At 65.9% G+C, this 23,261-nt stretch carries 22 protein-coding genes and 2 pseudogenes; all 24 read right to left on the bottom strand.

The window, feature by feature from the left end; genetic code table 11:
* Nucleotides 1-94 precede the first annotated feature (94 nt).
* The 24 genes and pseudogenes from L3V85_RS15425 to L3V85_RS15310 all read right to left on the bottom strand — a co-directional run bounded on the left by L3V85_RS15425 (nucleotide 95) and on the right by L3V85_RS15310 (nucleotide 23,216).
* Nucleotides 95-649: an STY4534 family ICE replication protein gene (locus L3V85_RS15425; protein ID WP_058142304.1), complete on the bottom strand. Its 555-nt coding sequence runs from the start codon at nucleotides 647-649 to the stop codon at nucleotides 95-97.
* A gap of 324 nt (nucleotides 650-973) precedes the next feature.
* Nucleotides 974-1,290: pseudogene (locus tag L3V85_RS15420) on the bottom strand (XF1762 family protein); the annotation flags it as partial.
* A 128-nt stretch (nucleotides 1,291-1,418) separates the two neighbouring features.
* A pseudogene (locus L3V85_RS15415) lies at nucleotides 1,419-1,785 on the bottom strand (DUF3085 domain-containing protein).
* A gap of 76 nt (nucleotides 1,786-1,861) precedes the next feature.
* Nucleotides 1,862-2,659 carry a hypothetical protein gene (locus L3V85_RS15410; protein ID WP_058142306.1) on the bottom strand — a complete coding sequence of 266 codons (798 nt, stop codon included), beginning with the start codon at nucleotides 2,657-2,659 and terminating at the stop codon, nucleotides 1,862-1,864.
* A gap of 294 nt (nucleotides 2,660-2,953) precedes the next feature.
* Nucleotides 2,954-3,670, bottom strand: a complete 717-nt coding sequence (locus L3V85_RS15405) for a hypothetical protein (RefSeq protein WP_058142307.1) — start codon at nucleotides 3,668-3,670, stop codon at nucleotides 2,954-2,956.
* An 80-nt stretch (nucleotides 3,671-3,750) separates the two neighbouring features.
* On the bottom strand, nucleotides 3,751-4,215 hold the full coding sequence (locus tag L3V85_RS15400; protein ID WP_058142308.1) for a hypothetical protein: 465 nt from the start codon (nucleotides 4,213-4,215) through the stop codon (nucleotides 3,751-3,753).
* A gap of 103 nt (nucleotides 4,216-4,318) precedes the next feature.
* On the bottom strand, nucleotides 4,319-4,711 hold the full coding sequence (locus L3V85_RS15395) for a hypothetical protein (RefSeq protein ID WP_058142309.1): 393 nt from the start codon (nucleotides 4,709-4,711) through the stop codon (nucleotides 4,319-4,321).
* A gap of 25 nt (nucleotides 4,712-4,736) precedes the next feature.
* Nucleotides 4,737-4,988, bottom strand: coding sequence for a hypothetical protein (locus L3V85_RS15390; protein ID WP_077190950.1), 252 nt, complete (start codon nucleotides 4,986-4,988; stop codon nucleotides 4,737-4,739).
* An 805-nt stretch (nucleotides 4,989-5,793) separates the two neighbouring features.
* Nucleotides 5,794-7,812 carry a DNA topoisomerase III gene (locus L3V85_RS15385; protein WP_058142310.1) on the bottom strand — a complete coding sequence of 673 codons (2,019 nt, stop codon included), beginning with the start codon at nucleotides 7,810-7,812 and terminating at the stop codon, nucleotides 5,794-5,796.
* 296 nt (nucleotides 7,813-8,108) lie between these two features.
* Nucleotides 8,109-8,492 carry a single-stranded DNA-binding protein gene (locus L3V85_RS15380; protein ID WP_058142311.1) on the bottom strand — a complete coding sequence of 128 codons (384 nt, stop codon included), beginning with the start codon at nucleotides 8,490-8,492 and terminating at the stop codon, nucleotides 8,109-8,111.
* On the bottom strand, nucleotides 8,489-9,040 hold the full coding sequence (locus L3V85_RS15375; RefSeq protein ID WP_058142312.1) for a DUF3158 family protein: 552 nt from the start codon (nucleotides 9,038-9,040) through the stop codon (nucleotides 8,489-8,491). Before L3V85_RS15375 ends, L3V85_RS15380 begins: the two co-directional genes overlap by 4 nt.
* Nucleotides 9,037-9,810 (bottom strand): PFL_4669 family integrating conjugative element protein, encoded by a 774-nt coding sequence (locus L3V85_RS15370; RefSeq protein ID WP_058142313.1) that lies wholly within the window; start codon nucleotides 9,808-9,810, stop codon nucleotides 9,037-9,039. The genes L3V85_RS15375 and L3V85_RS15370 overlap by 4 nt, the downstream gene beginning before the upstream one ends.
* 230 nt (nucleotides 9,811-10,040) lie before the next feature.
* Nucleotides 10,041-11,291 carry an STY4528 family pathogenicity island replication protein gene (locus tag L3V85_RS15365; protein ID WP_058142314.1) on the bottom strand — a complete coding sequence of 417 codons (1,251 nt, stop codon included), beginning with the start codon at nucleotides 11,289-11,291 and terminating at the stop codon, nucleotides 10,041-10,043.
* A gap of 3 nt (nucleotides 11,292-11,294) precedes the next feature.
* Nucleotides 11,295-11,855 (bottom strand): DUF2857 domain-containing protein, encoded by a 561-nt coding sequence (locus tag L3V85_RS15360; protein WP_058142315.1) that lies wholly within the window; start codon nucleotides 11,853-11,855, stop codon nucleotides 11,295-11,297.
* 13 nt (nucleotides 11,856-11,868) lie between these two features.
* Nucleotides 11,869-13,548, bottom strand: coding sequence for a ParB family protein (locus L3V85_RS15355; protein WP_169340773.1), 1,680 nt, complete (start codon nucleotides 13,546-13,548; stop codon nucleotides 11,869-11,871).
* Nucleotides 13,541-13,807 (bottom strand): hypothetical protein, encoded by a 267-nt coding sequence (locus L3V85_RS15350; protein WP_058142316.1) that lies wholly within the window; start codon nucleotides 13,805-13,807, stop codon nucleotides 13,541-13,543. The genes L3V85_RS15355 and L3V85_RS15350 overlap by 8 nt, the downstream gene beginning before the upstream one ends.
* Entirely contained in the window at nucleotides 13,791-14,669 is an 879-nt protein-coding gene (locus L3V85_RS15345) for a ParA family protein (RefSeq protein WP_058142317.1), read from the bottom strand. Before L3V85_RS15345 ends, L3V85_RS15350 begins: the two co-directional genes overlap by 17 nt.
* A gap of 40 nt (nucleotides 14,670-14,709) precedes the next feature.
* Nucleotides 14,710-14,928 (bottom strand): AlpA family transcriptional regulator, encoded by a 219-nt coding sequence (locus tag L3V85_RS15340; protein WP_058142318.1) that lies wholly within the window; start codon nucleotides 14,926-14,928, stop codon nucleotides 14,710-14,712.
* A gap of 125 nt (nucleotides 14,929-15,053) precedes the next feature.
* Nucleotides 15,054-15,812, bottom strand: coding sequence for a hypothetical protein (locus L3V85_RS15335; protein WP_058142319.1), 759 nt, complete (start codon nucleotides 15,810-15,812; stop codon nucleotides 15,054-15,056).
* Between the two features lie 562 nt (nucleotides 15,813-16,374).
* On the bottom strand, nucleotides 16,375-17,271 hold the full coding sequence (locus L3V85_RS15330; RefSeq protein ID WP_058142320.1) for a LysR family transcriptional regulator: 897 nt from the start codon (nucleotides 17,269-17,271) through the stop codon (nucleotides 16,375-16,377).
* 193 nt (nucleotides 17,272-17,464) lie between these two features.
* Nucleotides 17,465-18,706 (bottom strand): TolC family protein, encoded by a 1,242-nt coding sequence (locus tag L3V85_RS15325; RefSeq protein WP_058142321.1) that lies wholly within the window; start codon nucleotides 18,704-18,706, stop codon nucleotides 17,465-17,467.
* Nucleotides 18,703-19,005, bottom strand: coding sequence for a DUF3240 family protein (locus L3V85_RS15320; protein WP_058142322.1), 303 nt, complete (start codon nucleotides 19,003-19,005; stop codon nucleotides 18,703-18,705). The genes L3V85_RS15325 and L3V85_RS15320 overlap by 4 nt, the downstream gene beginning before the upstream one ends.
* Nucleotides 18,998-22,090 carry an efflux RND transporter permease subunit gene (locus tag L3V85_RS15315; RefSeq protein ID WP_058142323.1) on the bottom strand — a complete coding sequence of 1,031 codons (3,093 nt, stop codon included), beginning with the start codon at nucleotides 22,088-22,090 and terminating at the stop codon, nucleotides 18,998-19,000. Before L3V85_RS15315 ends, L3V85_RS15320 begins: the two co-directional genes overlap by 8 nt.
* Nucleotide 22,091: 1 nt before the next feature.
* Complete coding sequence (locus L3V85_RS15310) at nucleotides 22,092-23,216, bottom strand: efflux RND transporter periplasmic adaptor subunit (RefSeq protein ID WP_077190953.1); 1,125 nt, start codon at nucleotides 23,214-23,216, stop codon at nucleotides 22,092-22,094.
* Nucleotides 23,217-23,261: the final 45 nt, after the last annotated feature.

The raw sequence follows: 23,261 nt of genomic DNA, 5'->3' as shown, positions 1-23,261 counted from the left end.
AAGCTGCGATCACGCACACGGCCGTCATGGCGACGGCGCGCATGCGCACGCGAGTGGGAAGAAGACAAGGCCCCAGGGAGCGGGGCCTTGCGGATCAGAACGACTCGGCAACTTCCAATGCGGGGGCATCGGCAGTGGCTTCATCGGCAGCTTCGGCGGCGTGCCTGGCAGGCTCGGACGCAGCGGCTTGCGGCTCGGCGGAAGTCGCGGGGACATCCGTGTTGCGCGTGTCGCGGTCGTCGGCGTCGGTCGGCTTGGGCTCGGCCTTGTAGACGAGCTTGCCGTCGACCTTGATCCAACTGACGAACAGCAGGCGGGCCTTGAGGCTCACCCCCTGCTCGCCGGCACGCTTGCCCTTGGAGTAGGTGAAGGTGTCGGTCCACAGGTCGCCCAGGCGGAAGCCGATCATCACTTTCTTTTCGGCATCGACCGCTTGGATGCAGCGGCGCACCAGGTGTTGCGCTTCGGAGCCCGAGACGCGCGTGTCGAAACGCACGTAGGCAACGTCATCGCTGGGGCCGTTGAGCGCCGCGATGTCGCAGGCCAGGAACGCATCGCCTTTCTTGGGCTTCACTTCGCGGATGCGATTGAGATACCCGAGTCCGGTGATGTGCAGGTCGAAGTAGGACTTGTCGGTGGAAGTGGTCATGGTGAATCTCCTGAGAACAAAGAGGCGGAGACACACCCGACCCAAGGCGGGGAAGGTGTGGAACCCCCGCATGGGTTGAAGGAACAGCTTGGGTGGCATCACCATCGGGAGAACCGATGGCCGTTCGCGCAGGGATGCCGGAGCGAACTGGTTGATCAACGCGGTCGGAACCGCGTCGCAGTCTTGAAGATCGAGACTGCCCGGGCATGCTGCTGACCGAAGTCAGCGGAACATGGGCCAAGCGTGGCGCTACGCCGGCACGCGCGCGAGCGGCAATCGGCACCGGCGGCTGTCCGCATTGGCAGCAAGCGCCAGGCCTCGCCGCTACGGCGCCTCCCACACCAGCTTGGGCACGCGCAGCGCCTCGGGGGTGTCCTGGCGCGGCCGGCGCGCTCGGTTCCAGTTGCCACCGTCCGACCAGGCGCCAGCCGGCCACCCGCAGGCTGGCGCCGCCCGCGGCCGGCAGCGTGTAGGTGATGAGGCGCGTGTAGCCCAACGCGCGTGCCGCGCGGCAGGCGGCCCGCGTAGAGCTTGCTGCAGGCGTTGGCCGTGCCATCGGTGCACAGCCGGGTAACTTCGAGCGTCCAGCCGTCATCGAGGTTCCGCGCCACCGGGCAGCCCACGATCACCACGCCGATGATGCGCCGGCTTGGTACCGTGCCGGCGTGAGCGGCCCGAGTCGGGCTGGAGACGAGCGCGTGAGATGCGGCCCTGAGCCGCGCCACCAAATAAAGAGAAGCCCCTGTGAGGGGGCTGGGAAGCAGGACGATCAGTGACCGGCCGGCGCAGCGGGCATGGGCTGCATCGACAGATGCGTGGCCGTGGCCGACACTTCGAGGTCGTCCTCGCTGTGCAGGATGTGGGCGAACACCCGTTCCTGCAAGGTCGAAGAACTCGCCGAAGTCGTCGCCGCCGAACTCGGCGCGCGCCAGTTCCCACCAGTCGTCGAACGCATCGACGTCGGGGTTGCAGCCCACGGCGTAGGCCATGGTCTTGCGCCGCCCATCGGGCCGGCTCTCGCCACGCTCGGCCATGAAATACACGCCCTGGTCCTTGACCAGGATGACGCGGCACTGGTTGGCCGCTGCCTCGGCGAGCACGGGCCGAAGCTGGGTGCCTTTGAATCGAACAGTCATGGAAGTGATCTCCAACGGAGGTAAGGAAGAAGGCTTCCCGCCGCGAGGACGGGAAGCCGCTTGGGGACGCAGGGGCTCAGTGCTGGACGGGCTTGCGACCGGACAGGCGCTGCACGCGGATGAGGCGCCAGCTCCCGTCGTCGATCAGCCGCTCCAGCACCTGGCCCAAGGTGTCGAAGAACACTTCATCGACCCGCTCCACCAACTCGCCGTCGTGGTGAAGTTCCACCGCGTAGGTGTCTAAGCCGCGTTCGTAGAGCACGGTGACGCGCCCCTGGAACTTCGCCGAGGCGACGGTGAAGCCGATGGCCGGCGGCGTGGCGATGATGTTGCTGGGGCTCGGATCGACCACCGTGAAGTCCCGCGCGCCGGCATCCACCAGCAGGTGCGTGATGCGCCGGAAACCATCGGGCGCGGGCAACTGCTCCAGTTGGTGGACCAGCTCCTGCAACTCGGGGCACTGCGGCTCGGCGATCGGCAGCTTGGCCGGCGCCGAACCCAGGATCAGTCGCTTCACCGTGTAGGGCTGGCCGTCGGCGGTGAACTCGGTGCTCTCCTCGGGCGTGTCCGCGCGCAGGCCGTCGAAGCGGCGTCGCGCATATGGTTCGACCTGCACCTTGGCGCCTTCATCGGGCACGTTGGTGACGAGCGCCTTGTCGAGCACCGCGAACTCGGCCCACCCCGTCTTGACGACGATGGCCTCGTCGGTGGTGGCGATGACCTTGCCCTCGAAGGGCTTGGGATCGATGTGGAAGCCCAGCGTCGAAACCTTGGGCTGACCATCGAAGATGTTGAACTTGAAGCTGCGGACGTTGGAGGGCACGTGGCCGCGAACCAGCGTCGGCATCTGTGCGCGGATGGCTTGGGTATCCATTGGGAAGCTCCTTGTGGCAATCCAAGAAACTTCCGCCCACAAGGGAGGCATGTCCCTTGGAGGTGAGGTGAATGGACGCGACATGCGCCCGGGAAGGAAAAACAACCAGCACGGCGAACCGCGCCGCAGCCTCGAAGGTCTCAACTGCCTGGGCATGCTTGCCGGCAACGCCAGCGAACATGCGAGCAGCGTGCATCACGCTCAAGGCCAGCGTCGCGCGGAAATCGGCATTGCGCCGCCACCGGCTTCGTCCGCAAATGAAACGAGCCCCGCGCGGGGGCTCGAAAGGTGGCGTTACTCGTCGTAGATCGGCAGTCCGTCCAGCACCGGCGCATCGGCATCGAATACCAGCATGCGCACGTCGGCGAGCGCGGCCAGGTGCAGCACGTGCAACAGGGATTCAGGCATGCCCTTCTTGCGGTGCTCCTGCATCAGCCGCTTGACCGTGATGCCTTCGACCGCGCGCAGGTTCTCGTCGGTCCAGGGCGTGGCGATCAGCTTCAACCCGATGGCCGGGCTGTACGGGATGCGGAAGGCGACGAACAGGAACAGCGTCGGCGTGGCGATGTCCGCCAGCTCGGCGAGGAAGCGATGCGCGTCGGCGTCGAGATGCGCGCTGCTGATCTCCCAGCACCGGCTGTAGAAGCCGGTTTCATAGCGCAGGCGCCGCACGACTTCGCGGGCCGCTTCCTCGGAGTAGGTGTCACCCACGTGCAGCGGCTTGCCTTCTTCCTGGGCCAATACGGCATAAACGACGTTGCGGACCAGTCCGTGGCTGGGGCAGATCGCCTGCAGTTCGTCGGGGACCGCCTGGTCCTCGGTGATCAGCATGAAGTCGTCCGAGAAGACGCAGGCACGCCGCTCGACCTGGCTGTCCGGCAAATGCGACTGCGAGGGGTGCAGCGGCAAGTATGTCAGCGGGCAGTCGTCGTCGTAGGAGACGGCGAGCAGCCGCTGGACGGACAGGCCGTCGTAACCGCGGACAAAGGGATTGTTGTTTGAGTAGGACATGGGATTTCTCCAGCAGAGGATGGCCGAGGCAATCCCCTGCTGGGGATTGAACCCCAGCGGGTGGATGAAGTGGCAGCCGGTCAGCCGGCGGCAGCCGAGGACGGGTCGCCCAGCGCCTTCAACAGGTCGGTCAGGCCGCCATTCGCAAGCTGGTACAGGCGGTTGTAGTCATCGCCGGTCGGTGCTTGCTCCAGGCGGTCAAGCCGCGCATCCAGGTCGAGGATGCTCTGGCGCACGTCGCGGGCGATGCTCAGCGCAGAGGGTTTCTCGGCCGGCCTGCGTGCATCGAGTGCCGAAAGAATCTCGGCCGGCGACGGGTAGCGGCAGTCGCGTCCGTACTCGACCGGGAACACCTCTCGGCCGGTCAATCCGGCGTTCGGCGCTCCGGTGCCGATGCGCAGCACGTTCTCGTCGGGGACACCGTGGCCGGCGTAGTCGAACACCACCGTGCGCGGCTTGCGCATGTCTGCCGGCCAGCCTTCAAGGATGACCGCATCGATGTCGTCGTCGGTCACGAGCAGATCGATGGAAATGCCAGGGGACATGAATCGCTCCTTTCAAGAAAAGGAGGGACATGCCCCCATGCAGGGACGCATGTCCCTCGTGGGGTAGGAAGAAAAGAGGAACGTCGGCAGACCGCAGTGCGGCTCACCAGCCGTTGTAGTTCAGCGTCAGGTCGGCAATGACCTTGCGCCGCTCCAGGTCGAGGCCGCCCAAATCGGACAGACCCTCGAAGCCGCAACGCTTGAGCATCGCGCCGCCCTCGCGGGCGTTGTAGAAGCTCACCATCGCGGACAGGAACATCCGCTGGCCGCTGCTCAGGACACCGAGGGCGTCATTGAGCATCAGCAGCTTCGGCCGCAGATCCCACTTGGTGGTGGCACGCTGCAGGCCTTCGCGGGTGCCGTCGCCGAACCATTCGGCCCCGGCGATATGGACGCCGCGTTTCCACGCCTCGAAGAAGGCTTGGGGCGCGGCGGTGAAGTGCTGGTGTTCCAGCTCGATCTGATCAAGTACCTCTTGAGGCAGGGCACGGTTCATGACATGGGCTCCTGGTGGTTGGACATCACGGGTTGAGGCGCTGCTGCCAGCGGCCCGTTTGCAGGGCGTGCTCGGCGGCGTGGTGCGAGCGGAAGTAGCTGACCGACTCGCGCGAGACCGGGCCGTCCGCATCGGCGGTGCCGATGTAGTGGCCGGCCGCGCTGCACAGCACCTGCAGGGGCAGGCGCTTGCCGACGTAGGCCAGGGCCTGGTAGCCGATGGACTCGGCGCGGGCCTGTTCGACGCTCAGCGGCGCCGATGCGAACGCAAGGGACATGGGTTTCTCCTGGTGGTTGAAGACCGGGAGCACCACGCCCTGTCGGGAGCGGATACCTCCCGAAGGGTTGAACATCAAAAGCACCGGCGTCGTGACGACGCGCGTCCGCGGTGGTCGGTGCGAAGCGGACTGGATCGGTCAACGCGGCGAACCGCGTTGCAGCCTTGAAGACCGGGGCTGCCAGGGCATGGTGCTGACGACCGTCAGCGACACATGCGGGAAGGATGGAAGCGCGGCAGCGCGCCGTCGCCGATCAAACGGAACCGAACGCCGTCCGGTTTGGCCCGAGCTCTGATGCAAGAGCCGATGCACGTCCGTCTGCCCACGACAAAGGCGCCGAAGCCCCAAAGGACTTCGGCTGGAGAGGAATCAATCCACCTGTGGGCTGCAAGCAGGCCAGGCCGTCGTCAAAGCCATTCGCTGCGTCAGCAATCTCACCCGACCCGTTTCGTGGCTGGGGCCGGCATCCTCTGGCGTGTATCCACACACAAAGGGAGCCCGTTGTTCCGCCGGCGGGCACCGGCACCGAATACCGTGGACCGCAAGCGGTCTCCTGGCACCTCGCAGCCTTGCGGGCTAAGGCGTCAGGAGACCGCTCGCGGATGGACGGAAGCACCTCGATCAACGGAACCGCGACAGACGCGATTCGATGGAGCAATGACCTTCTCGTCCTGCAAGCCGTGATCGGCTCGTGCAGGACGCGCACACCGTTGCAGAAGGGGACGCGCGCTGGGGAGTCCCGCGGGGTGCGGGAGGTTTGCCCCGCCGTCGGCAGCAGCCGGCGTGGCAGAGGGAGACGTGGGCGTCAGCTCGCCTTGGGGCGCCGGCGCCGCGGGCTGGATGCGCCGCGCTTGCTTGCCGCAGCTTCTTCGATCGGCTGCGTGGCCTTGCAGTCCGGGTAGCGGCTGCAAGACCAGAACGCGCCGCTCTTGCCGCTGCGCTGGCGCATCGGTGCGCCGCACTGCGGGCAGCTCGGCGCGGGCGGCAGCTTGAGGTCGAGCGAGGCGCCGCGGTACTGCTGCACGAGCTGGGTGACCCAGCTCGATTGCTTGACGATGAAGGTGTCCAGCGTCATCTGGCCGGCCTCGATCATATCCAGCGCCTGCTCCCACACCGCCGTCGTGCCCGGATCGGCGATGGCCTCCGGCACCGCGTCGATCAGCGTGAAAGCCGCATCCGACGCGCGGATGGCACGGCCCTTCTTCAGGAGATAGCCGCGGGCCAGCAGCCCGCTGATGATGTTGGCGCGCGTGGCCTCGGTGCCGATGCCCGTGGTGTCCTTGAGCTTCTGTTTCAGGCGCGGGTCGGTCACGAGCTTGGCGACGCCCTTCATGGCTTTGACCAGCTCGCCCTGGGTGTAGGGCTTGGGCGGCAGCGTCTTCAACGCCTTCAGTTCGACCTGGCCGACCTGACAAGAAGCTCCGGCACACAACGCCGGCAGCACCTGCCCGCGCTGCGCGTCTTCGCCGTCACCGTCCTCGGGCTCCGGCGCCGCCAGTACCTGGCGCCATCCGGCCACCGCGATCTGCTTGCCGACTGCGAGCAGCGACTGTCCGCCGCATGTGAGCTGCGCCACTGTCCGGTCGAACTCGTGGTGCGGCAGGAACTGCGCGACGTAGTGGGCGCGGATCAGCCGGTAGACGGCCAGCTCCTTCTCGCTCATCGCCGAGAGGTTGGCCGGTTCCAGCGTCGGAATGATGCCGTGGTGCGCCGTGACCTTGCCGTCGTTCCAGGCCCGCGAACGCTGCTGGCGATCCAGGCGGTCGATCAGCGGCCGCAGGCTGGGATCGGTCTTGACCAGGCTGTCGAGGACGGCCGGCACCTCGGCCAGCATGCTCTCGGGCAGGTAGCCGGAATCCGAGCGCGGATACGTCGTCGCCTTGTGCGTCTCGTACAGCGCCTGGGCAATGTCCAGCGTTTCCTGCACGTCGAGGCCCAATTGCTTGGAACACACTTCCTGCAAGGTGCCGAGGTCGAACGGCAGCGGCGGGCCTTCGCGCACGCGCTCGGTCTCCACCGACAGCACCTTGGCGGCGCCGGTCGCGCGCAGGCGCTCGGCGGCCTGCTGCGCCGCGGGCTGCTGTAGGCAGCGGCCGGCGTCGTCGGTGCTGCCCTGCGGCGGCGTCCAGCTTGCGACGAAGGACTGGCCCGCATGCGAGAGCGCTACCTCGATGGCCCAGAACGGCACCGAGACGAACCGTGCGATCTCGCGATCACGGTCCACGACCAGCTTGAGCGTCGGCGTCTGCACGCGGCCGACCGACAGCACGCCGTTGTAGCCGGCCTGGCGCCCGAGCAGCGTGAACAGGCGGCTAAGGTTCATCCCGATCAGCCAGTCGGCACGCGATCGGGCGAGCGCGGAGAAGTACAGCGGCAGCGTCTCGGCGGATGGCTTGAGCGCGCCCAGCGCCTTGCGAATGGACGCATCGTTGAGCGCCGACAGCCACAGCCGCTGGATCGGGCCGCGATAGCTGCAAAGCTCGATGATTTCGCGGGCGATCATTTCGCCCTCGCGGTCGGCGTCGGTGGCGATCACCAGCTCGCCAGCCTTGGCGACGAGCTGTTGTACGACCTTGAACTGCGCCGCGGTCGCCGCCTTGGGCTCAACACGCCAGCGCTGGGGAAGAATGGGCAGTTGCTCGATGGCCCAGCGCTTGTACTGCTCGCCGTAGCCTTCGGGCGGAACCGCCTCGACAAGATGACCGATGCACCAGGTCACGATGACACCCGCACCGCTGTAGTAGCCCTTGCCCCGTTGGCCGGCGCCCAGCACACGGGCGATGTCCTTGCCCTGGGACGGCTTCTCGCACAAGTACACGCGCATGAAGCCTCCTCGAAAAGTGCGGTTGATCGGATGGCCCCAGCTTGGCCGGGCCAGCGGACGACGGCAGCAAGGAAGCCGATTGGCGCAGACACCGCTTTGTGATCGGCGGGCGATGCGTTGCCGCAGCAGTACGAGTTGACCGCAACGGCTGGCGCAGCGGGAGCGTCGTTTCGGGAGGGCGGCTGGAACTCGGTGGAACACCATGGAGCTATCCCCTGGGGATAGCTGGTGCATGGCGGGCGTGTGACGGTTGCTACAGCCGCCCTCGGGCGGCGCGGTGCCGGGCAATGGGCGAGCTACTGCCCGCCGGCCGGCTTGGCGCTGAGCGTCACGGCCTCGATGCGGTACGGCAGGATGCCCACGCGCCGGGCCTCGATCTTGAACGTCGTGCGCTCGTTGTCGTCAGCGTCTTCCCACTCGTCCTTCACCGTGCGGCCTTCCACCAGCACGCGCATGCCTTTCTGGTACAGGTCTTTCCAGTGGTCGGCGTCGCGGTGCCACAGTTCCACCGGCGCCCAGAAGCCGCCGCGGTCCTCGTACTCGCCGTCCTTCTTCGGGATCGGGTTGTCGAAATAGACGTTCAGGCGCAGCAGCCGGCGCGGCTCGTCGTTGCCGTTGGGGAATTCGCGGTAGTCCGGCGCAGAACCGATGTTGCCCTCGCCGACGAAGTGCGTGCTCATGGTGACTCCTTGGGGTTGGTGGATGGAACGGACGCGGCATGCCCGTGGACACGCCGCAGGTAAGCCGCTTCGGCCTGCGCGGCCTTGCTGGCGCACTCCTGGGCCTGACGGCCCAGCGTGTGAAGGAGGCTGATCTGCATATTCAGCGCGATGCGCTGCAGCTCCATCGCGTACAGGTCGTCGATCAGCGAGGCCGGCGTCGCCGGGCGGTCGAGCAGCGATTCCCACAGCGCCACGCCCATCGAGGAACGGTCGTGGTTGCGCCAGCGCAGGAAGGTCGTGCCTGCGCCAGTGGTCTGCTGGGCCAGTTGCACGTCGAGCAGCGAGAAGGGATAGGCCCGCGCCTGTTGCAGCACGCGCCGATGCGCCAGGCCGATCAAGCCGTCGCGCAGCGCCGTGCACTGGTTGGCCCAGGCCTCCAGACTTCCCTTACCTTTAAAAGGCTGTAAAAGGCCTTTTAGGTAGCCCGCGTGTTCCAGGCGCTGGAAGTCTGCCTGCTCCAGCGGCAGGAAGCGCGCCGGTTGGCCGGTGGAAGACGATGCGGTCATGCCTTCGTGCCTTCACCGTCCTGGTCGTTGTCCGTCACGTCGACTGCGCCAGCCACGGGGGCGGCATCAGCGGCTGCACCAGGCTTGCCCGCCCGCCGCGCGATCGGTGGCGCAAAGCGCGAACGGCGTGTGCCTTCGAGCACGTCCTGCGGCAGCTCGCCGAACTTCTCTAACGCCGCCCGCGCCACCGCGTTCTTCGAGGCGAAGTCGTCGCGCGTCGCGCCGGAGTAGCGGTACTGCTGTGCCAGCGAGAACAGGCTGCGCAGCGCATGCGCGCCGTCGTTGAGCCAGCGTTCCAACGTGCTGCGGTCGATCAGCGCGGTGTGGTGGGCGAGGATCAGCTTGCGCGCCAGGTCGTCGTAGTCGGCCAGCAGGTACACCGCCATGAAGCCGAGCTGCGCATTGACGAACAGCGGCAGCTTCACCGGCTGCACGTTCATGTTTTCACCGAGCGACAGCGCGGGCGGCACGTCGGCCAGCGCCTGATCCACCTGCTCGCGCAACGCCTGCAAGCTCGCCTTGGTCTGCGTCAGCTTGTCCTCGACGCGCAGCATCCATAAATCCGAGTAGGGATCGTCCTGCTCGGCGCCGCGCTTCATCTTGTTCATCACGCTGATGTAGCCGTTGAGGCCGATGATCCCGGGGCGCCCCTCGGCGGGCGCTCGCCCATGCCAGATGCGTGAAGCGTGGTGGGTGTGCAGCGTCAGCGACATCGCGCTGCGCAGCGATCCGAGATTCAACTGCAGGGGCTGCTGGGATTCGTTGGCCATGGTGACGACTCGCTGTAAGGGAACGAGCCGCCAGCATCTGCATCGCCCGGAAGGGCGTCAGTCAACAAACCGCAGCCGGTGCGTCCCCGGTTGTCGTCTTGGGAAGGCCGCGTGTTCCATCTATCCCCTGGGGATAGGTCTGCACCTGGTCGCGACGACGTGATGCGCGACAAACCAGCGGCCGTCCGCCGGAAGGCTTGATGTCCCAGCCATCCCCTGGGGATAGCTGCTCAGGAATCGCCGAGCGCCGAACGCAGCTTCGCCAGGTAGGCTCGCGCCGCCTCGCGGCCAGGGCCGTTTGGAGCAGGCTGTGGAGGTGCAGAGGGTGCGGGTGCGGCTGGACGTGGCGGCGGCGACGACGGCAAAGGCGGCGACCCTGGCGAGCCGCCTTCGCCGGCCCAGGCCTTGAACTCGCCGCGGATTGCCTTCTGGATGATGCCGAACAGGTAGCCAGCCGGGTTGCGCACTGCGCTGTTGCGGCAGCGGGCATCCCATTCGTCCAGCACCGCCTGCCGCAGTAACTCGTCCACCTGCTGCAAGGCCACCAGCGCGCCGCTCTGCTGCTCGTCCTTCAAGCGCAGCAGGCGCTCGGGTAGGCGCACGTGCTGCAGCGCCTTCGCGCGCGGTACTGTACCTACTTGATTTATACGATCCATACGTACAGTACGGTCCTCCTTCGGATTCCGAAGTGAGCCGTCTAGCGCGGGTTTCAGCCCTGCTTCGGATTCCGAAGAGGGGCCATTTAGATTCCGAAGTAGGACGGCCTGGCCTTCTTCGGATTCGTGATCCACAGGCTCTTGTGGATAACTCGTATCGGCCCATTCGTTGCGGGCCATGCGCTGTGTCAGCACCTGTAGGCGTGTGGGCAGCGTGCGGCCATTGAGCATCGGGTCTTCGGCGATCTCGCGCAGGGTGTTCATGCCGACGATCTGCACTGCCTTCGCGGCATGGGTCAGCGCCTGGCTGACCAGGCCCAGGTAGTCGGGGTCGAGCTGCATCGCCTCGAAGGGCGTCAGCGGTTCGTCGTGCAGCACGTAGAGGTTGCCGAGGATGCGCCCGGTCTTCGGGTCGCGGCGCCGTCGCACCAGGCTCAGCCAGCGTGTCAACCGCAGCAGCGTCAAGGCGCGCGCCACGGTCTCATGCGAGGCCTGCGCCGCGCAGGGCATCGAGGCAAGGTAGGGCCGGAGCTGGTCGTAGGTGGGGAACGCCGTCACGCCATCGCTTTGAAGCTGCAGGCGGAACACCTGCCAGGCATTGCGCTCCAGCGGCGTCAGGCGCCGGTCGAGGAACAGCGCGCGCGGCACGCTCTCGTGCCGGTTGCCGCTGTAGAGGAAGCCATCACTGATCGGCGCGGCCGGCGACGTAGGGGCAGTGCCGCGTGGGGGTGGTGGTGCCGGTGGCACCAGCTCCCGCAGCGCTTCGTCGAACAGCGCCGACAGCGCCACGGGGCCATCGCGCCGGGGTGCGCCGCCGGTCGCCATGGCCTACACCAGCCCCTGGTCGATCCAGTTGCGTATCGCCGACCAGATCACCGACATCGGCAAGGTCAAGGTCTCGGCCAGGTCCATGGTCAGCGCCAGCATCGCCATCTCGTCGTCCAGCGCGATGCTGCGCTCCGTGACGCCGGCCTTCCATCGCTTCCATAGGGCCGTGTCCTGCGCCTCGTCCAGCACCGGATGCCGTCCCTTGCGCTTGGGCAGGCCGAGGATGTCGCGGCGAAGGGCGACCTCCTGGTGCGTCAGGCCGTAGAAGCGGCTGACCATCTCCGTGCTGGCACCCAGGCGCAGCATGCGGTCGACCGTGGCGATCTCGCGCTCCACGTCGTGCACCTGGCTCAGCAATCGCTTGAGCACCTCGCGGTTGACCGACACCGAGCACCACGAGACGGTGGCATTGACCAGCATGCTCACGAGTTCGGGATGCTTGAGCGCATCCAGTTCTTCCTCGCCGAAGCCCATGGCCTTGCAGCGTCGCAGTTGCCCGTTGCGCAGGTCGTGCAGCGCCTGCGCGATCACGGCCTGGTTGAGCGGGTGCGGTGCGGACATGCGTGGTCTCCGCTCAGGCGCCGCGGCCGGGGTCGCTGGAGGCCGCGCCGGTCTCCAGATCCAGAAGCCGACGCGCCAGGCGCAGCAGCCGGAACAGTTTGACCAGCCCGGCATCGCTCAGGCGCGGGTAGGCACCGCCGCCATACAGCAAGGGCGCCAGGTCATCGGCTAGCCGGGCGCGATCGAGCCCGGCTGCGGCACGCGCGGCGCACAGCGCCTGCAGCAGCGTCAGCACCGCGCGAGCGAATGGCGGCATGGCGCGCGCGGCCGGCGGCGCGACGCAGGCGAAGCCGATGCCGCCGTCGCTAGGCTCGACCTGATCGGCCACGCCGGCTTCCTCGGCGACCTCGCGCGCGAACTGCGCGATGTGTACGCGCAGCCGATCCGGTACGTCCAGGCCGGGCTCGATGTACCAGACATCCGAGATGGGGTAGAGCCCGCCCGCCTGCACGGGAATGGCGCGCAGCGCGTCGGCCTCGAAGTCGGGCAGCTTGTCGCCCATCTGGTCGGCGACCATGCGCTGGATGGATTGCAGGCGCTCGGTGGTCGGCGCCGGCGACACGATGTGGCCCTGTAGGCGTTCACCGCGCTGGCAGCCGTCCCGCTGATCGCCTTCGGCGTCAACCCTCGATGCAGTCGCGCCTGCGCCCGTCGGCGCGGACGAACCGGACTCCGACGCCTGCACCGAAGGGGTAGCCGGCGACGATGGCGGCGACGAAGACCGCTGCGGCTCGGGCGCAGGTGCGGCCGATGCGGCTGATGGTGCAGGTCTCGCCGCTGGCGGTGCCGGGTCGCTGGTCAGCGCACGCTGTCGGCTCTCCGTGTCGTCGATCTCCAGAGCCAGCGTGTCGTAGTCCGCTTCCAGCAGCTCGGCCATCTGGCCGACCAGCTCGTCCTGCACCCGCTGCGGCGAGAAGTTGTCGGGCTGCGTGTCGAACTGCGCGAGCACGTCCTGGAACAGCGTGGCGAAGTCCACCGACAGGTTGCGGCTCAGCGCACGCCGCTCCCAGGTGCGCTCGCAGGCCTTGCGCAGCACCGCGAGCCGTTCGACCTGGTGGCGGCCGAGCCCGCCGTACAGCAGGTTCGGGATCGCCGGCAGCAGGTAGTGCACGGCGTCCTGCATGCGGCTGATGTGCGACTGCGGCAGCGGAAACCCATCGGCCGTGAGGCGTCGCGCCAGCTCGCTCTGCGACAGCGCCTGGCCGTTCTCCTGCTCGTAGAACTCGCGCGCCTTCTCCACGCCCAAGGCCCGCTCGATGAAGCTCAGCCCGCCGCGCAGCTCGTTCTCGGCCAGGTGGCCGGTGAGCATCACCACCTCGCCGCGCTGCGGCCACGGGCGGAACAGGCAGGGGATGCGGAAGAAGCGTTCGTCCTTGGTTTCGCTCCACAGCTCACGCAGGATCGCCAGGCGGGTATTACCGCCGTTGCGGATGATGTAGTGCGGCTCACCGGGCCGGCGTGTGATCGCGGGCGGTGCGTCCAATCCGCGCTCGCGGATCGAAGCTTTGATGTCCTCGTAGGCTGGGTTGCGCGTCACGCGCGGGTCGTGGTCATACGGGCGCAACTGGTCCAGCGTCACGACCATCGGCGTGTCGGCGATGGGATCGGTCAGGGCCGCAGCCGTTGGGCTGGTGCGCTCGAAGCCGGAGGCCAGCAGTTTGGCGGCCATGTCTTGCTGGGTCAGGTCAGCCACGGCCGTCCTCCCCAGGCATCGGCTCGTCGGCAATGCCGTCCCGAGCTTGCCGGTCGGCGCGTCGAAGCTGCGCGCGCGCGTTGAGGCCGGCTCGGTGATCGCTCGCGGTTGACCTGGTGTAGATCGAAGCGCAGCCCGACTTCGTGAACTTGAGGTGTCCGCCGGGCGTGCGCACCACGTGCCAGCCTTCACCTAGCGCGAACTCGATGAGGGCGCGCAGGCGTTTGCGGCCTCTCGCCAGTTCATGCGCGTTCGCCATCGCCCGCGCTCCCTGCTGTGCCTGCCGCGTCGGCGCGACCGCTGACTTGGGCGAAGCGGTCCTGCCACTGCGGGAACAGTTCGCCGGCCAGCGCGCGCATAGTGGCCAGCGCCGCAGGGGCGTTACGGCCCGTGGGCTGTCGGTACTCCACTCGATGCACCGGCAAGCCTCTGGTCGCGGCGCGTGGATAGGCTTCAATCGCCGGCACGTCGGTGTCGAGGACGCGCACGCCGGCCTGGCCCTGGAACACCTGCCGCAGCGCCTGTTGAATCAGCCGCGCGTTCGACGACACCGGATGCACGCGGTTGATGAGCAGATTCAATGGCGGTGGCTCGATACCGAGGTGCCGGTACGGCGCGATGTCCTCGATGAGCTGCAAGGTGCCGCGGCGCAGTTCGCGCGCTGCGAGGATTTCCGGCGTGACCGGCGACAGCGCCATATCCGAGGCCAGCACTGCCATCTCCAGGAGCACACTGCGCGCGCCCTGCGTGTCGATCAGCACCAGGTCGTAGCTCGGCGCCAGCGCAGGCAGCAGATGGCGCAATCGCAAGCGGCCATCGGGCGCATGCAGCAGCAGCGTGTTCAGCTCGCCGCGGTCGTCATTGGAGAGCACCAGATGCAGGCGCGCAATGGCGGTATGGGACACCAGTTGCTCGGCGCGGTGCTCGTTGACCGTCAGCATCTCGTAGATGCCGGCGGGTGCACGAACGGCCAGTGTGAAGTAGCTCGACAGTGTGGGCTGCACGTCTAGGTCTAGCAGCAGCACGCGCAGCCCGGCGTCGGCGGCGAAGCCGCCTAGATTGGCGGCCGTCGTGGTCTTGCCCACGCCACCCTTGGTCGAAATGATCGAAACCACCTGCATGGGCTTCTCCTTGTTCAATGGCATGAGGGGAGAAGCCGCGTCAGGCGCGATCGTTGCGGCGGTCAGCGATCCACTGTTCGATTTCCACAGAATCCCAGCCGACCGCGCGCACACCCAGGCGCATGGCCTTGGGGAATTTGCCTTCCTTCATCAGGCTGTAGATGTGGGCGCGCTTGAATCCGGTCTTGGCCTCGACTTCGGCGCGGCGCATGATGCGGTGTTCAGGCGCCAAGGCCGGCGCGGTGGTCTGCGAAGACATGGTAGGCACTCCTAGACGCTCGATGGCGCTGTTCAGAAAATGCCTTGCATTCCATACGCCGCAGCCGCGGAATTCACTGCAACAGCAGAACTCGCCACTGCAATTGCAGTAAGTGCGCTGTGGGGTTAGCGCGATGCCTCCAAGTGGCGGCGAGCCTGGGCGAGCTTGCTCCACAGCGTGCGCTCGCTGATGCCGGGCCGTCCTTCATGGTGGGCCAACAACGCACTGACCACGGCGTCCATGTTCTGGAAGGATGAATAGGACTTGCCCGCGGGTGACTTGCCTAACAGCAAAGTCAGCAGACCGCCGATGATGTTCAGATATGTTGATTCGCTGCGCAGTCCAAGCTCACGTTCGCCGCCGCTCTCGGCTATGCGGACGGCGTGCTCCTTCGCCAACGCTTCATACTGAGCCCGCAATGCCGCATGCAGTTGTACGAGTTCTGCGAGCTGCACTTTGGACGCTTCGCGATCGGCCAGCAGCACGTTCAGCGTTGCCAGGTTCACCGCCGGATGCAGCTCGCGCTCGATCTCGTCGAACAGGAACTGCGGCCGCTCGCCGGGGTAGTAGTACGACATCCATGCCCTCAGATCGACGTGACGCACGATCAAGTCAGGGTCATCGAGTGCCAGTCGCTGCGATTCATGTGCGATGCCAGCCTTGCCGAAGGGCAGTTCATCGTGCGCCAGCGCATCGAAGATGCGCTCCGCGAACAGCCGCAGCATCGGCCAGCGCGGGAAGTCGCTCATATCGGGAATAGCGCGCGAGCCTAGCGCTTCCAGGATCCGCAACTCAAAACGCAAGAGGCCCGCCCAACGGATCGCCACCTCGATCGGTCGGTAATACGTCTTGGTGCCAAATGCAAGGCAGCTCGATTTCGGCATATCGCGCGCTTCCCATCGTCGGATTGAACTCCGGCAGACGCGCGCCCCCATGGGTGCGGCGATCGCCCAAGAAATCCGGATGAAGCGCGGGGCCTTCATCGTTGGAGAGGATGTTGCCCGTCGGTGATACAGCCGATCAAAATTGGTCGATCACACCTTGCGACGCGCCGTAGTCCTCCGCCATAATGCCCCGTGGAAATACTCCGTTACCTGGAGAAACAGCCTGAAAGGTCGTGCGCCTCCATGCATCAACAGAGCACGAGTGGCCTGCGCTCTACCCGGAAACCTTCGACAAAGTTTTTGCCCGAAGTCATCGAGGGGTAAAGAGCCAATGTGTCACTGCTCCGAGCCGATTTGCAGCCGGCAGGTGCACATGCCTTCCGTGTCACCTCACTGATTTTTCTGGCAGCGAATGGTGAGTCACGCATCAGCAACAGATTGGCATATTTGGCTGTTCACAAAGAGCAGGTGCGCAGCCGCTTGCCGCGATGCAATTTGGGTCAGACGTAAGACCGAAAAAGAATCACGCCCTCCGATAGGCGGTCATTAAACCGACCGTCTATCAGGCGCCTGACGGTGGCGCCGCACGCTGAGCACGGTCGATGAATTGCCTCAGTGCGTCCCTCATCTCTCCTTCTAGCCGCAGCAGATAGGTGGTCAGAGATGCCACCCGATCGGCCAGCGGTCGAGCCACCACGTCGGCATGCTGGCAATCAGCAACGTGTGCAGCGCTCGAAAAGCCGATTCCGTAGCCCGCGGCCACCAGCGCCAACATCAGGCCATGAGTAGTGACATATTCAGCCACTATCGGCCGAGCCTCGACTGATCGGAACAGCCGTTCGCGCTGTCGGCTGCAGCCTTCGCAAACCTGTGGATCGCACAGCACCAGCGGATAGCTCACCACTTCTTCCAGGGGCACCTCCTTGAAGACCAGTAGCGGATGTCGCGCAGGAAGAGCGACCACCAACGGGTCTTCCCACAACGGTGCCGCAACAATCCCAGCGTCCACGTCATCGATCATCGCAAGGCCGGCATCGAACAGGTCCGTGCTCAGTCCATGCACCAATTGAGCGAGTGGCACCTCTGACAGCCGGATGTTCACTTGCGGAGCTTCCTGTCGGCACAGTGCGAGCAACGTCGACAGTCGAACCCGTCCGATGTCGCCCGCCAGCGCAATGCGCAGCGTGTCCTGATACCCCTCGGCCGCCGCGCGTGCTCTGGCTTCGGCGTGCTCGACGGCCAGTATGACGCGGCGGGCATCCTGCAGAAAGGCGCGCCCGGCCCAGGTTAGGCTGGCACCGCGCGGCGTGCGCTGGAGCAGGGTCACTCCCAAGTCGGCCTCCAGCTTGCGGATCGTGCGGGATAGGGGTGATTGCTCGATATGCAGGCGCTTCGCCGCGCGGCCGAAGTGCAACTCCTCGGCCACTGCAATGAAGGCCCGGATGTGACGCAGGTCCATGTTCTCTCCGTCATGAGGCCGCTGCTTGCAGCACGAAGGACCAACATGAATGCGCTCCTGAACGGTCTTACGGTTCCACCTTGCATTTCACGCTTCCGGTTTCAGGGCCGGGATTGAATTCCCGGCAGGTCCACTTCAAGCCACTTAAAGCAGCTTGATCGTTCAAGATGGCACGCGGCGCAGCGGCGCAGCCTTACTCATCGGCTAACCCCCAAATCAAATGGGCATCGACCAGCAGTCGATTGCGCGCCTTCAACGCTTCGATGCGGGATGAAAGCGATGCGCCGACAGCATCAACGGATTGCCGACGTAGCAGCAGCAGCGATTGCAGATCCCCCTCGCCGAGGGCATAGCCACGCTGGCCGAGCCTGGCGTTCTCGCGGGCCATCTGTGCGGACTGCTCGGCCAACCTCCATCGCCGCAGTGCAGTGCGGGCATCGTTGATGGTTTCCGCAATCGCCAGGTCGACTTCCTTGCGCTGGCGCTCCAGTTCAGCCCGCGTCACGTCTACCTGCTTGAGCGCCTCTTGCATGGTCTCCCTGCGATAGGTCCCTCCGAGCGGGATGCTCACGCTGACACCGACGATGCGTTCACTGCGACGAGCCTCCGAGGCCGTGTAAATGCCAACCGTGGGATCAGGAATCCGATCGGCCCGTGCCCGATCGGCCGTCAGTTCGGCCCGCTTCAGCGATTCCTGCATGATCCGCAGCGTTTCGCTCTCGGCCAGGACCCGTTCGCGCCACTGCACCTCCTCCATGTCTAGTTCCACGGGCTCGCTTAAGGACCGCGGCTCCATCACCAGGGACGGAAAACGTGCGCGCAGGCGAAGGATCGCCTTGGCCTCCTGTGCCTGCACGGCATCGAACTGTCGGCGCGCTTCGGCTGCGTCCGCTTGCGCAGCGTTGAGATCCAGAAGCGACGCATCGCCGGCCTTGCGGCGCCCGGCGACTGCTGACGCGCTCGATTCGGCGAAGCCGAGTTGCTCTTTGGCCAGTTCTCGCGCTTGGATAGTTGCCAGCCAGTCGATCCACAAGTCAGCCAATGCACGCGCCGCTTCATGCCGCGCTTGCGCCAACTCGACACGAGCTATCCGCTCGGTAGCGTCGCCCAGGCCTTGGTCGAGTTCGGCTTTGCCGCCAATTCGGATCGGCCGCTCGATCCTGGCGGTCCATTCGTTGGAATTGCCACCTGTGTCGTAGCGGCGTCTCTGGCCGTCGACTCCTACAGACCACTCGTAGGGTGATGCAGCGATCCTGCGCCCCGCATGGCCTGCTGCTTCCAGCGCATACCGGGCTTTCACCACGGAAGGCTCCTGCTCGATGGCCGCACGTGCAAGTTCGGCAGGAGGTAGGTCGGACGGAGTGGCGGGCTGCGCAACCACCTGCAGCGGCAGCACCAGCGCCCACCCCAAGGTCATCATGATCCAAGACTTCATGCAATCTCTCCATCGATCGACAACGGTGTTGCCCAGTAACGCAATCCGGTGCCGGCAAAACGTTCTCGCAGCAGTTGCAGGAGTTGCTCCTGCCGTTCCTCGGTGACCAGGATCTGCACCCGGACCGCGTGGCTGCGCCCCATCACTTTTTCCTCTTCCGACAGCCGCCCGTGGGTTGTGCCGTGGCTGAACGCCGGCGTGCTGACGAAGAGTTCATCACCTGCGACTTCGAGCAGCAGGTCGAGCAGCTTCTCCTCAATCTGCGGATCAAGAATCAAGGTCAAGCAGGACTTAGGCATGACTCACCTCCGGGGCCGCCGACGGCTTGGCGTGTGCGAATCTCAGGTAAAGGATGGGCAGTAGGATCAGCGTCAGGGCGGTGGCCGTGATCAGTCCGCCGATGACAACGATGGCCAACGGGCGCTGGATTTCCGAGCCTGGGCCGGTGGCGAACAACAGTGGTATCAACCCGAAAGCGGTGATCGATGCGGTCATCAGCACCGGCCGCAAGCGCCTTCTCGCGCCCTGGGTGACGCACTCGACGAGCGGCAGGCCTTCGGCATGCAACTGATTGAAGTAACTCACCAGCACCACGCCGTTGAGCACGGCGATGCCCAGCAGGGCAATGAAACCCACCGAGGCCGGCACGGACAGGTACTCGCCCGTCAACCACAGCCCCATGATGCCGCCCACCAGCGCGAAGGGAACATTGCTCAGCACCAGCAGGGCTTGGCGCACCGAGCCAAAGGTGGAGAACAGGATCACGAAGATGAAGCCCAGCGACAACGGCACCACCAGTGCCAAGCGCGCGGCCGCGCGCTGCTGGTTCTCGAACTGCCCACCCCAGGCAATGCGGTAGCCGGTGGGTAGCTGCACCGACTGCGCGATCTTGGCCTTGGCCTCTTCGACGAAGCCCACCAGATCGCGCCCGGTGACGTTGGCGATCACCACGCCATAGCGGCTGCCCATCTCGCGGTCGATCTTCACTGGGCCGCTTTCGCGCTCCAGCCTGGCAAGCTGATCCAGCGCCACGCTCTGTCCGCCAGGCGTGGTGATGTGGAGCGCCGCGAATTCTGCCGGTGACACCTTCACGCCGTCCGGCCCGCGTACCACGATCGGGATGCGCCGGTTGCCGTCGATCACCGTGCCGGCGCGCATACCCTCGATCTGCACACGCAGGGCGTCCTGCACCTCCTCAACCGACAGACCGTAGCGTCCTGCGGCCAGCCGATCGACCACCACACGCAGGTACTGCACGCCATCGTTCTCGACGGTGTAGACGTCCTGGTTGCCGGGCACTTCCTTGACCAGCTTTTCGACCTGGGCGGCGAGGTCATTGAGCGTTTTCAAGTCCGGCCCGAAGATCTTGATCGCCACGTCGCCGCGCACGCCGATGATCATCTCGGACACGCGCATGTCGATCGGCTGCGTGAAGCTGTAGACCACGCCCGGCAACTGGTCGAGCACGCCGCGAATCTTGTCTTCCAGCGCCGGCTTGCCGCCTGCGGGCCATTCGCTGCGTGGCTTGAGCACGAGGAAGGTGTCGGTCTGGTTCAGGCTCATGGGGTCCAGGCCGATCTCGTCGGCGCCGGCTCGCGCGACGACGCCGGTGATCTCGGGCACGCCCTTCATCAACGCCTGATGAATCTTGAGGTCGAGTTCCGCCGTCTGCTCCAGGCTCACCGAGGGCAGCTTCTCGATGCCGACGATGATGTCGCCTTCGTCCATGGTCGGCATGAAGGTCTTGCCCACCAGGGTGTAGACACCCACCGCGAGCGCCAGCATGACGCCAGCCACGATGAAGACCAGCGTCTGCCGGCGCAGGGCAAAGTCCAGGATCGGCGAATACAGCCGCAGTGCCTGGCGCGGCAGCCAGGGATCGTCGTGCTGCACCTTCTTGAACAGGAAGGACGACAGCACGGGAATGACGGTCAGCGACAGGATGAGCGAACTGGCGAGCGCGAACACGATCGTCATCGCCACGGGCACGAAGAACTTGCCTTCCAGACCTTGCAGCGTCATCAAGGGAAGGAACACGACGGCGATGATCAGAATGCCGGCAGCCACGGGGGCAGCCACCTCGCGCACCGCCCGGAACACCACGTGCTGGCGCGGTAGCTTGTCCTTGCCGTCATGGGCCAGGTGCTGGACGATGTTTTCGACCACCACCACCGCACCGTCCACCAGCATGCCCAGCGCGATAGCCAGACCACCCAGGCTCATCAGGTTGGCCGACATGCCATACCAGCGCATCAGGATGAAGGTGGCCAGCGCTGACAGTGGCAGCACCGCAGCCACCGTCACCGCGGCCCGCAGGTTGCCCAGGAAGGCCCCCAGCAGCACCAGCACCAGCACGGTCGCCTCCAGCAGCGCCTTAGACACGGTGCCCACGGCCGTCTCCACGAGATTGGCGCGGTTGTAGAAGACCTTGATCTCGACGCCCTTGGGCAAGGTGGGCTTGAGTTCTTCCAGCTTCTGCGTCACGCCTTGCACAACTTTCTGTGCATTGGCGCCGGCCAACCCGAGCACCAGGCCTTCCACGGCCTCGCCCTTACCGCTTTGCGTCACCACGCCGTAGCGCGTGAGATAGCCCTCGCGCACCTGGGCAACGTCGGCAACGCGCACGCTCGCGCCGCCCTCGGCCTTGACGACGATGGCGCGCAGATCCTCCATGGTCCTGATGCTGCCTTCGCTGCGCACCAGCAGCACTTCATCGCCTTCACGCAGACGGCCAGCGCCGTCATTGCGGTTGTTTTCCTCGATGGCTTTCCGCAACTGCGTGGTGGACAGGCCCACCGCGGCGAGCTTCACTGGGTCGGGAACGATCTCGAACGTGCGCACCTTGCCGCCCAGCGCATTGACATCCGCCACGCCCGGCACCGAACGCAGGGCGGGCCGGATCACCCAGTCGAGCAAGCTACGTCGCTCCTCCAGCGACATCTCTTTGGACTCGACGGTGAACATGAACATTTCGCCGAGCGGCGTCGTGATCGGCGCCATGCCACCGCTGATGCCGCTAGGCAGATCGGCACTGATGTTGGACAGCCGTTCAGCCACTTGCTGACGTGCCCAATAGATGTCGGTGGCGTCCTCAAAATCGACCGTGATGTCGACGATGCCGTACTTGGACATCGAGCGCAGGATGCGCTGGTTGGGAATGCCCAGCATCTCGACTTCGATCGGTACGGCGATGCGAGTTTCGATCTCCTCGGGCGTCATGCCCGGGGCCTTCATGATGATCTTGACCTGCGTGCTCGCTACGTCGGGAAACGCATCGATCGGCAGGTTGCGGAAGGCATACCAGCCCGCACCGGCCAACAAGGCGCCGGCCAGCAGGACGAACAAGCGCTGCGCGAGCGCGAATTGAACGAGACGGGTCAGCATGTCATTCACCCTTCTCGCCGCCGCCCTTGCCGAGCCAGGCTGCTTTCAGGCCGATCACGGACGTGATGGCGATCTCCTGGCCGGGGCGCAGCGCGCCCTTTATGCGCAGGGCCTGGCCGGCGCTGTCCAGTACCTCCACCGGCGTGGCCACGAAGCCCTTGTCGGTGCGCACAAAGACATAGGCTTTGCCGTCCTGTCGCGCCACGGCGGCGACCGGCACCGGCCAGCCTTCGCCGCCACCGGCAAAGGCCACTTGGGCCTGCACGAACTCGCCCGGCCGCAGCAACGCCGCCCCGCGCGTGACCTGCGCGCGCAGCACGATGGTCTGGTTGTCGCTGACCGTGCTGCCCAGGCTTGCGGTGACGGCGCTCGCATCCCGACCTACGATGCCCACTTGACCGCCGCGTGCCGTCACCTGCGACTGACGCTCCACCGGCAATTGAATGTCGAGCCACAGCTTGCCGGTGTCGGCAACCCGCACCAAGGGATCGGAGGGTGCTACGCGCTGGCCGGGCTTGATGCTCAGCTCGGTCACGATGCCCCCGGCGCGTGCCCGGATGACTAGCGCATCCTGCATGGCGCTGCCTTCAGCAACGCGGCGTATGGATGCGGCATCCAATCCGGCCAGCCGCAAGGCGGCCTCAGCCTGTCGCACGCGGGCTTGCTCCTCGGCGGCGGCGTTCTGTGCGTCCTGCGCCCGGCGCTCGGGCACGATACCTTCGGATGCCAGTTGCTTCTCTCGTTGCAGGGTTCGTTGCGCCAAGCGGTTGCGTGAGGCCGCTTCCATCAGCTTGAGCTGCTGCTCGCCCAATTCCGGGCTGGCCAAGCGGAGCAAGGCCTGCCCCGGCTTGACGGCTTCGTTCTGACCGATCAGCAATTGATCGACCACGCCGGCCAGCGGCGCGCTGACGACGTATTCCTGCGAGGGAGGCAGCACGACGCGGGCTGGATAGGTCATGCCCGGAATGGATGCAGGCTTGTCCAGGCGCTGTAGCTGTACGCCCAGGGCCTGCATCTGCGCGGTGGAAACGGCGAACTCGTCGGCAGCCAAGGCCGTCGACGAGAGAGAGAACGCGATTGCGGAAGCGCAGAGCGTGCGCGTCCAAAGTGAAGATTGGTAAGACATAAATACTCCGCGGAAATGCCAGCCCGCCGCCGCAACCGGCGAGCA

It is taken from the genome of Variovorax paradoxus (genome assembly GCF_022009635.1).
Taxonomy (GTDB): Bacteria; Pseudomonadota; Gammaproteobacteria; order Burkholderiales; family Burkholderiaceae_C; genus Variovorax.
This window is presented reverse-complemented; position numbering and strand designations above follow the sequence as displayed.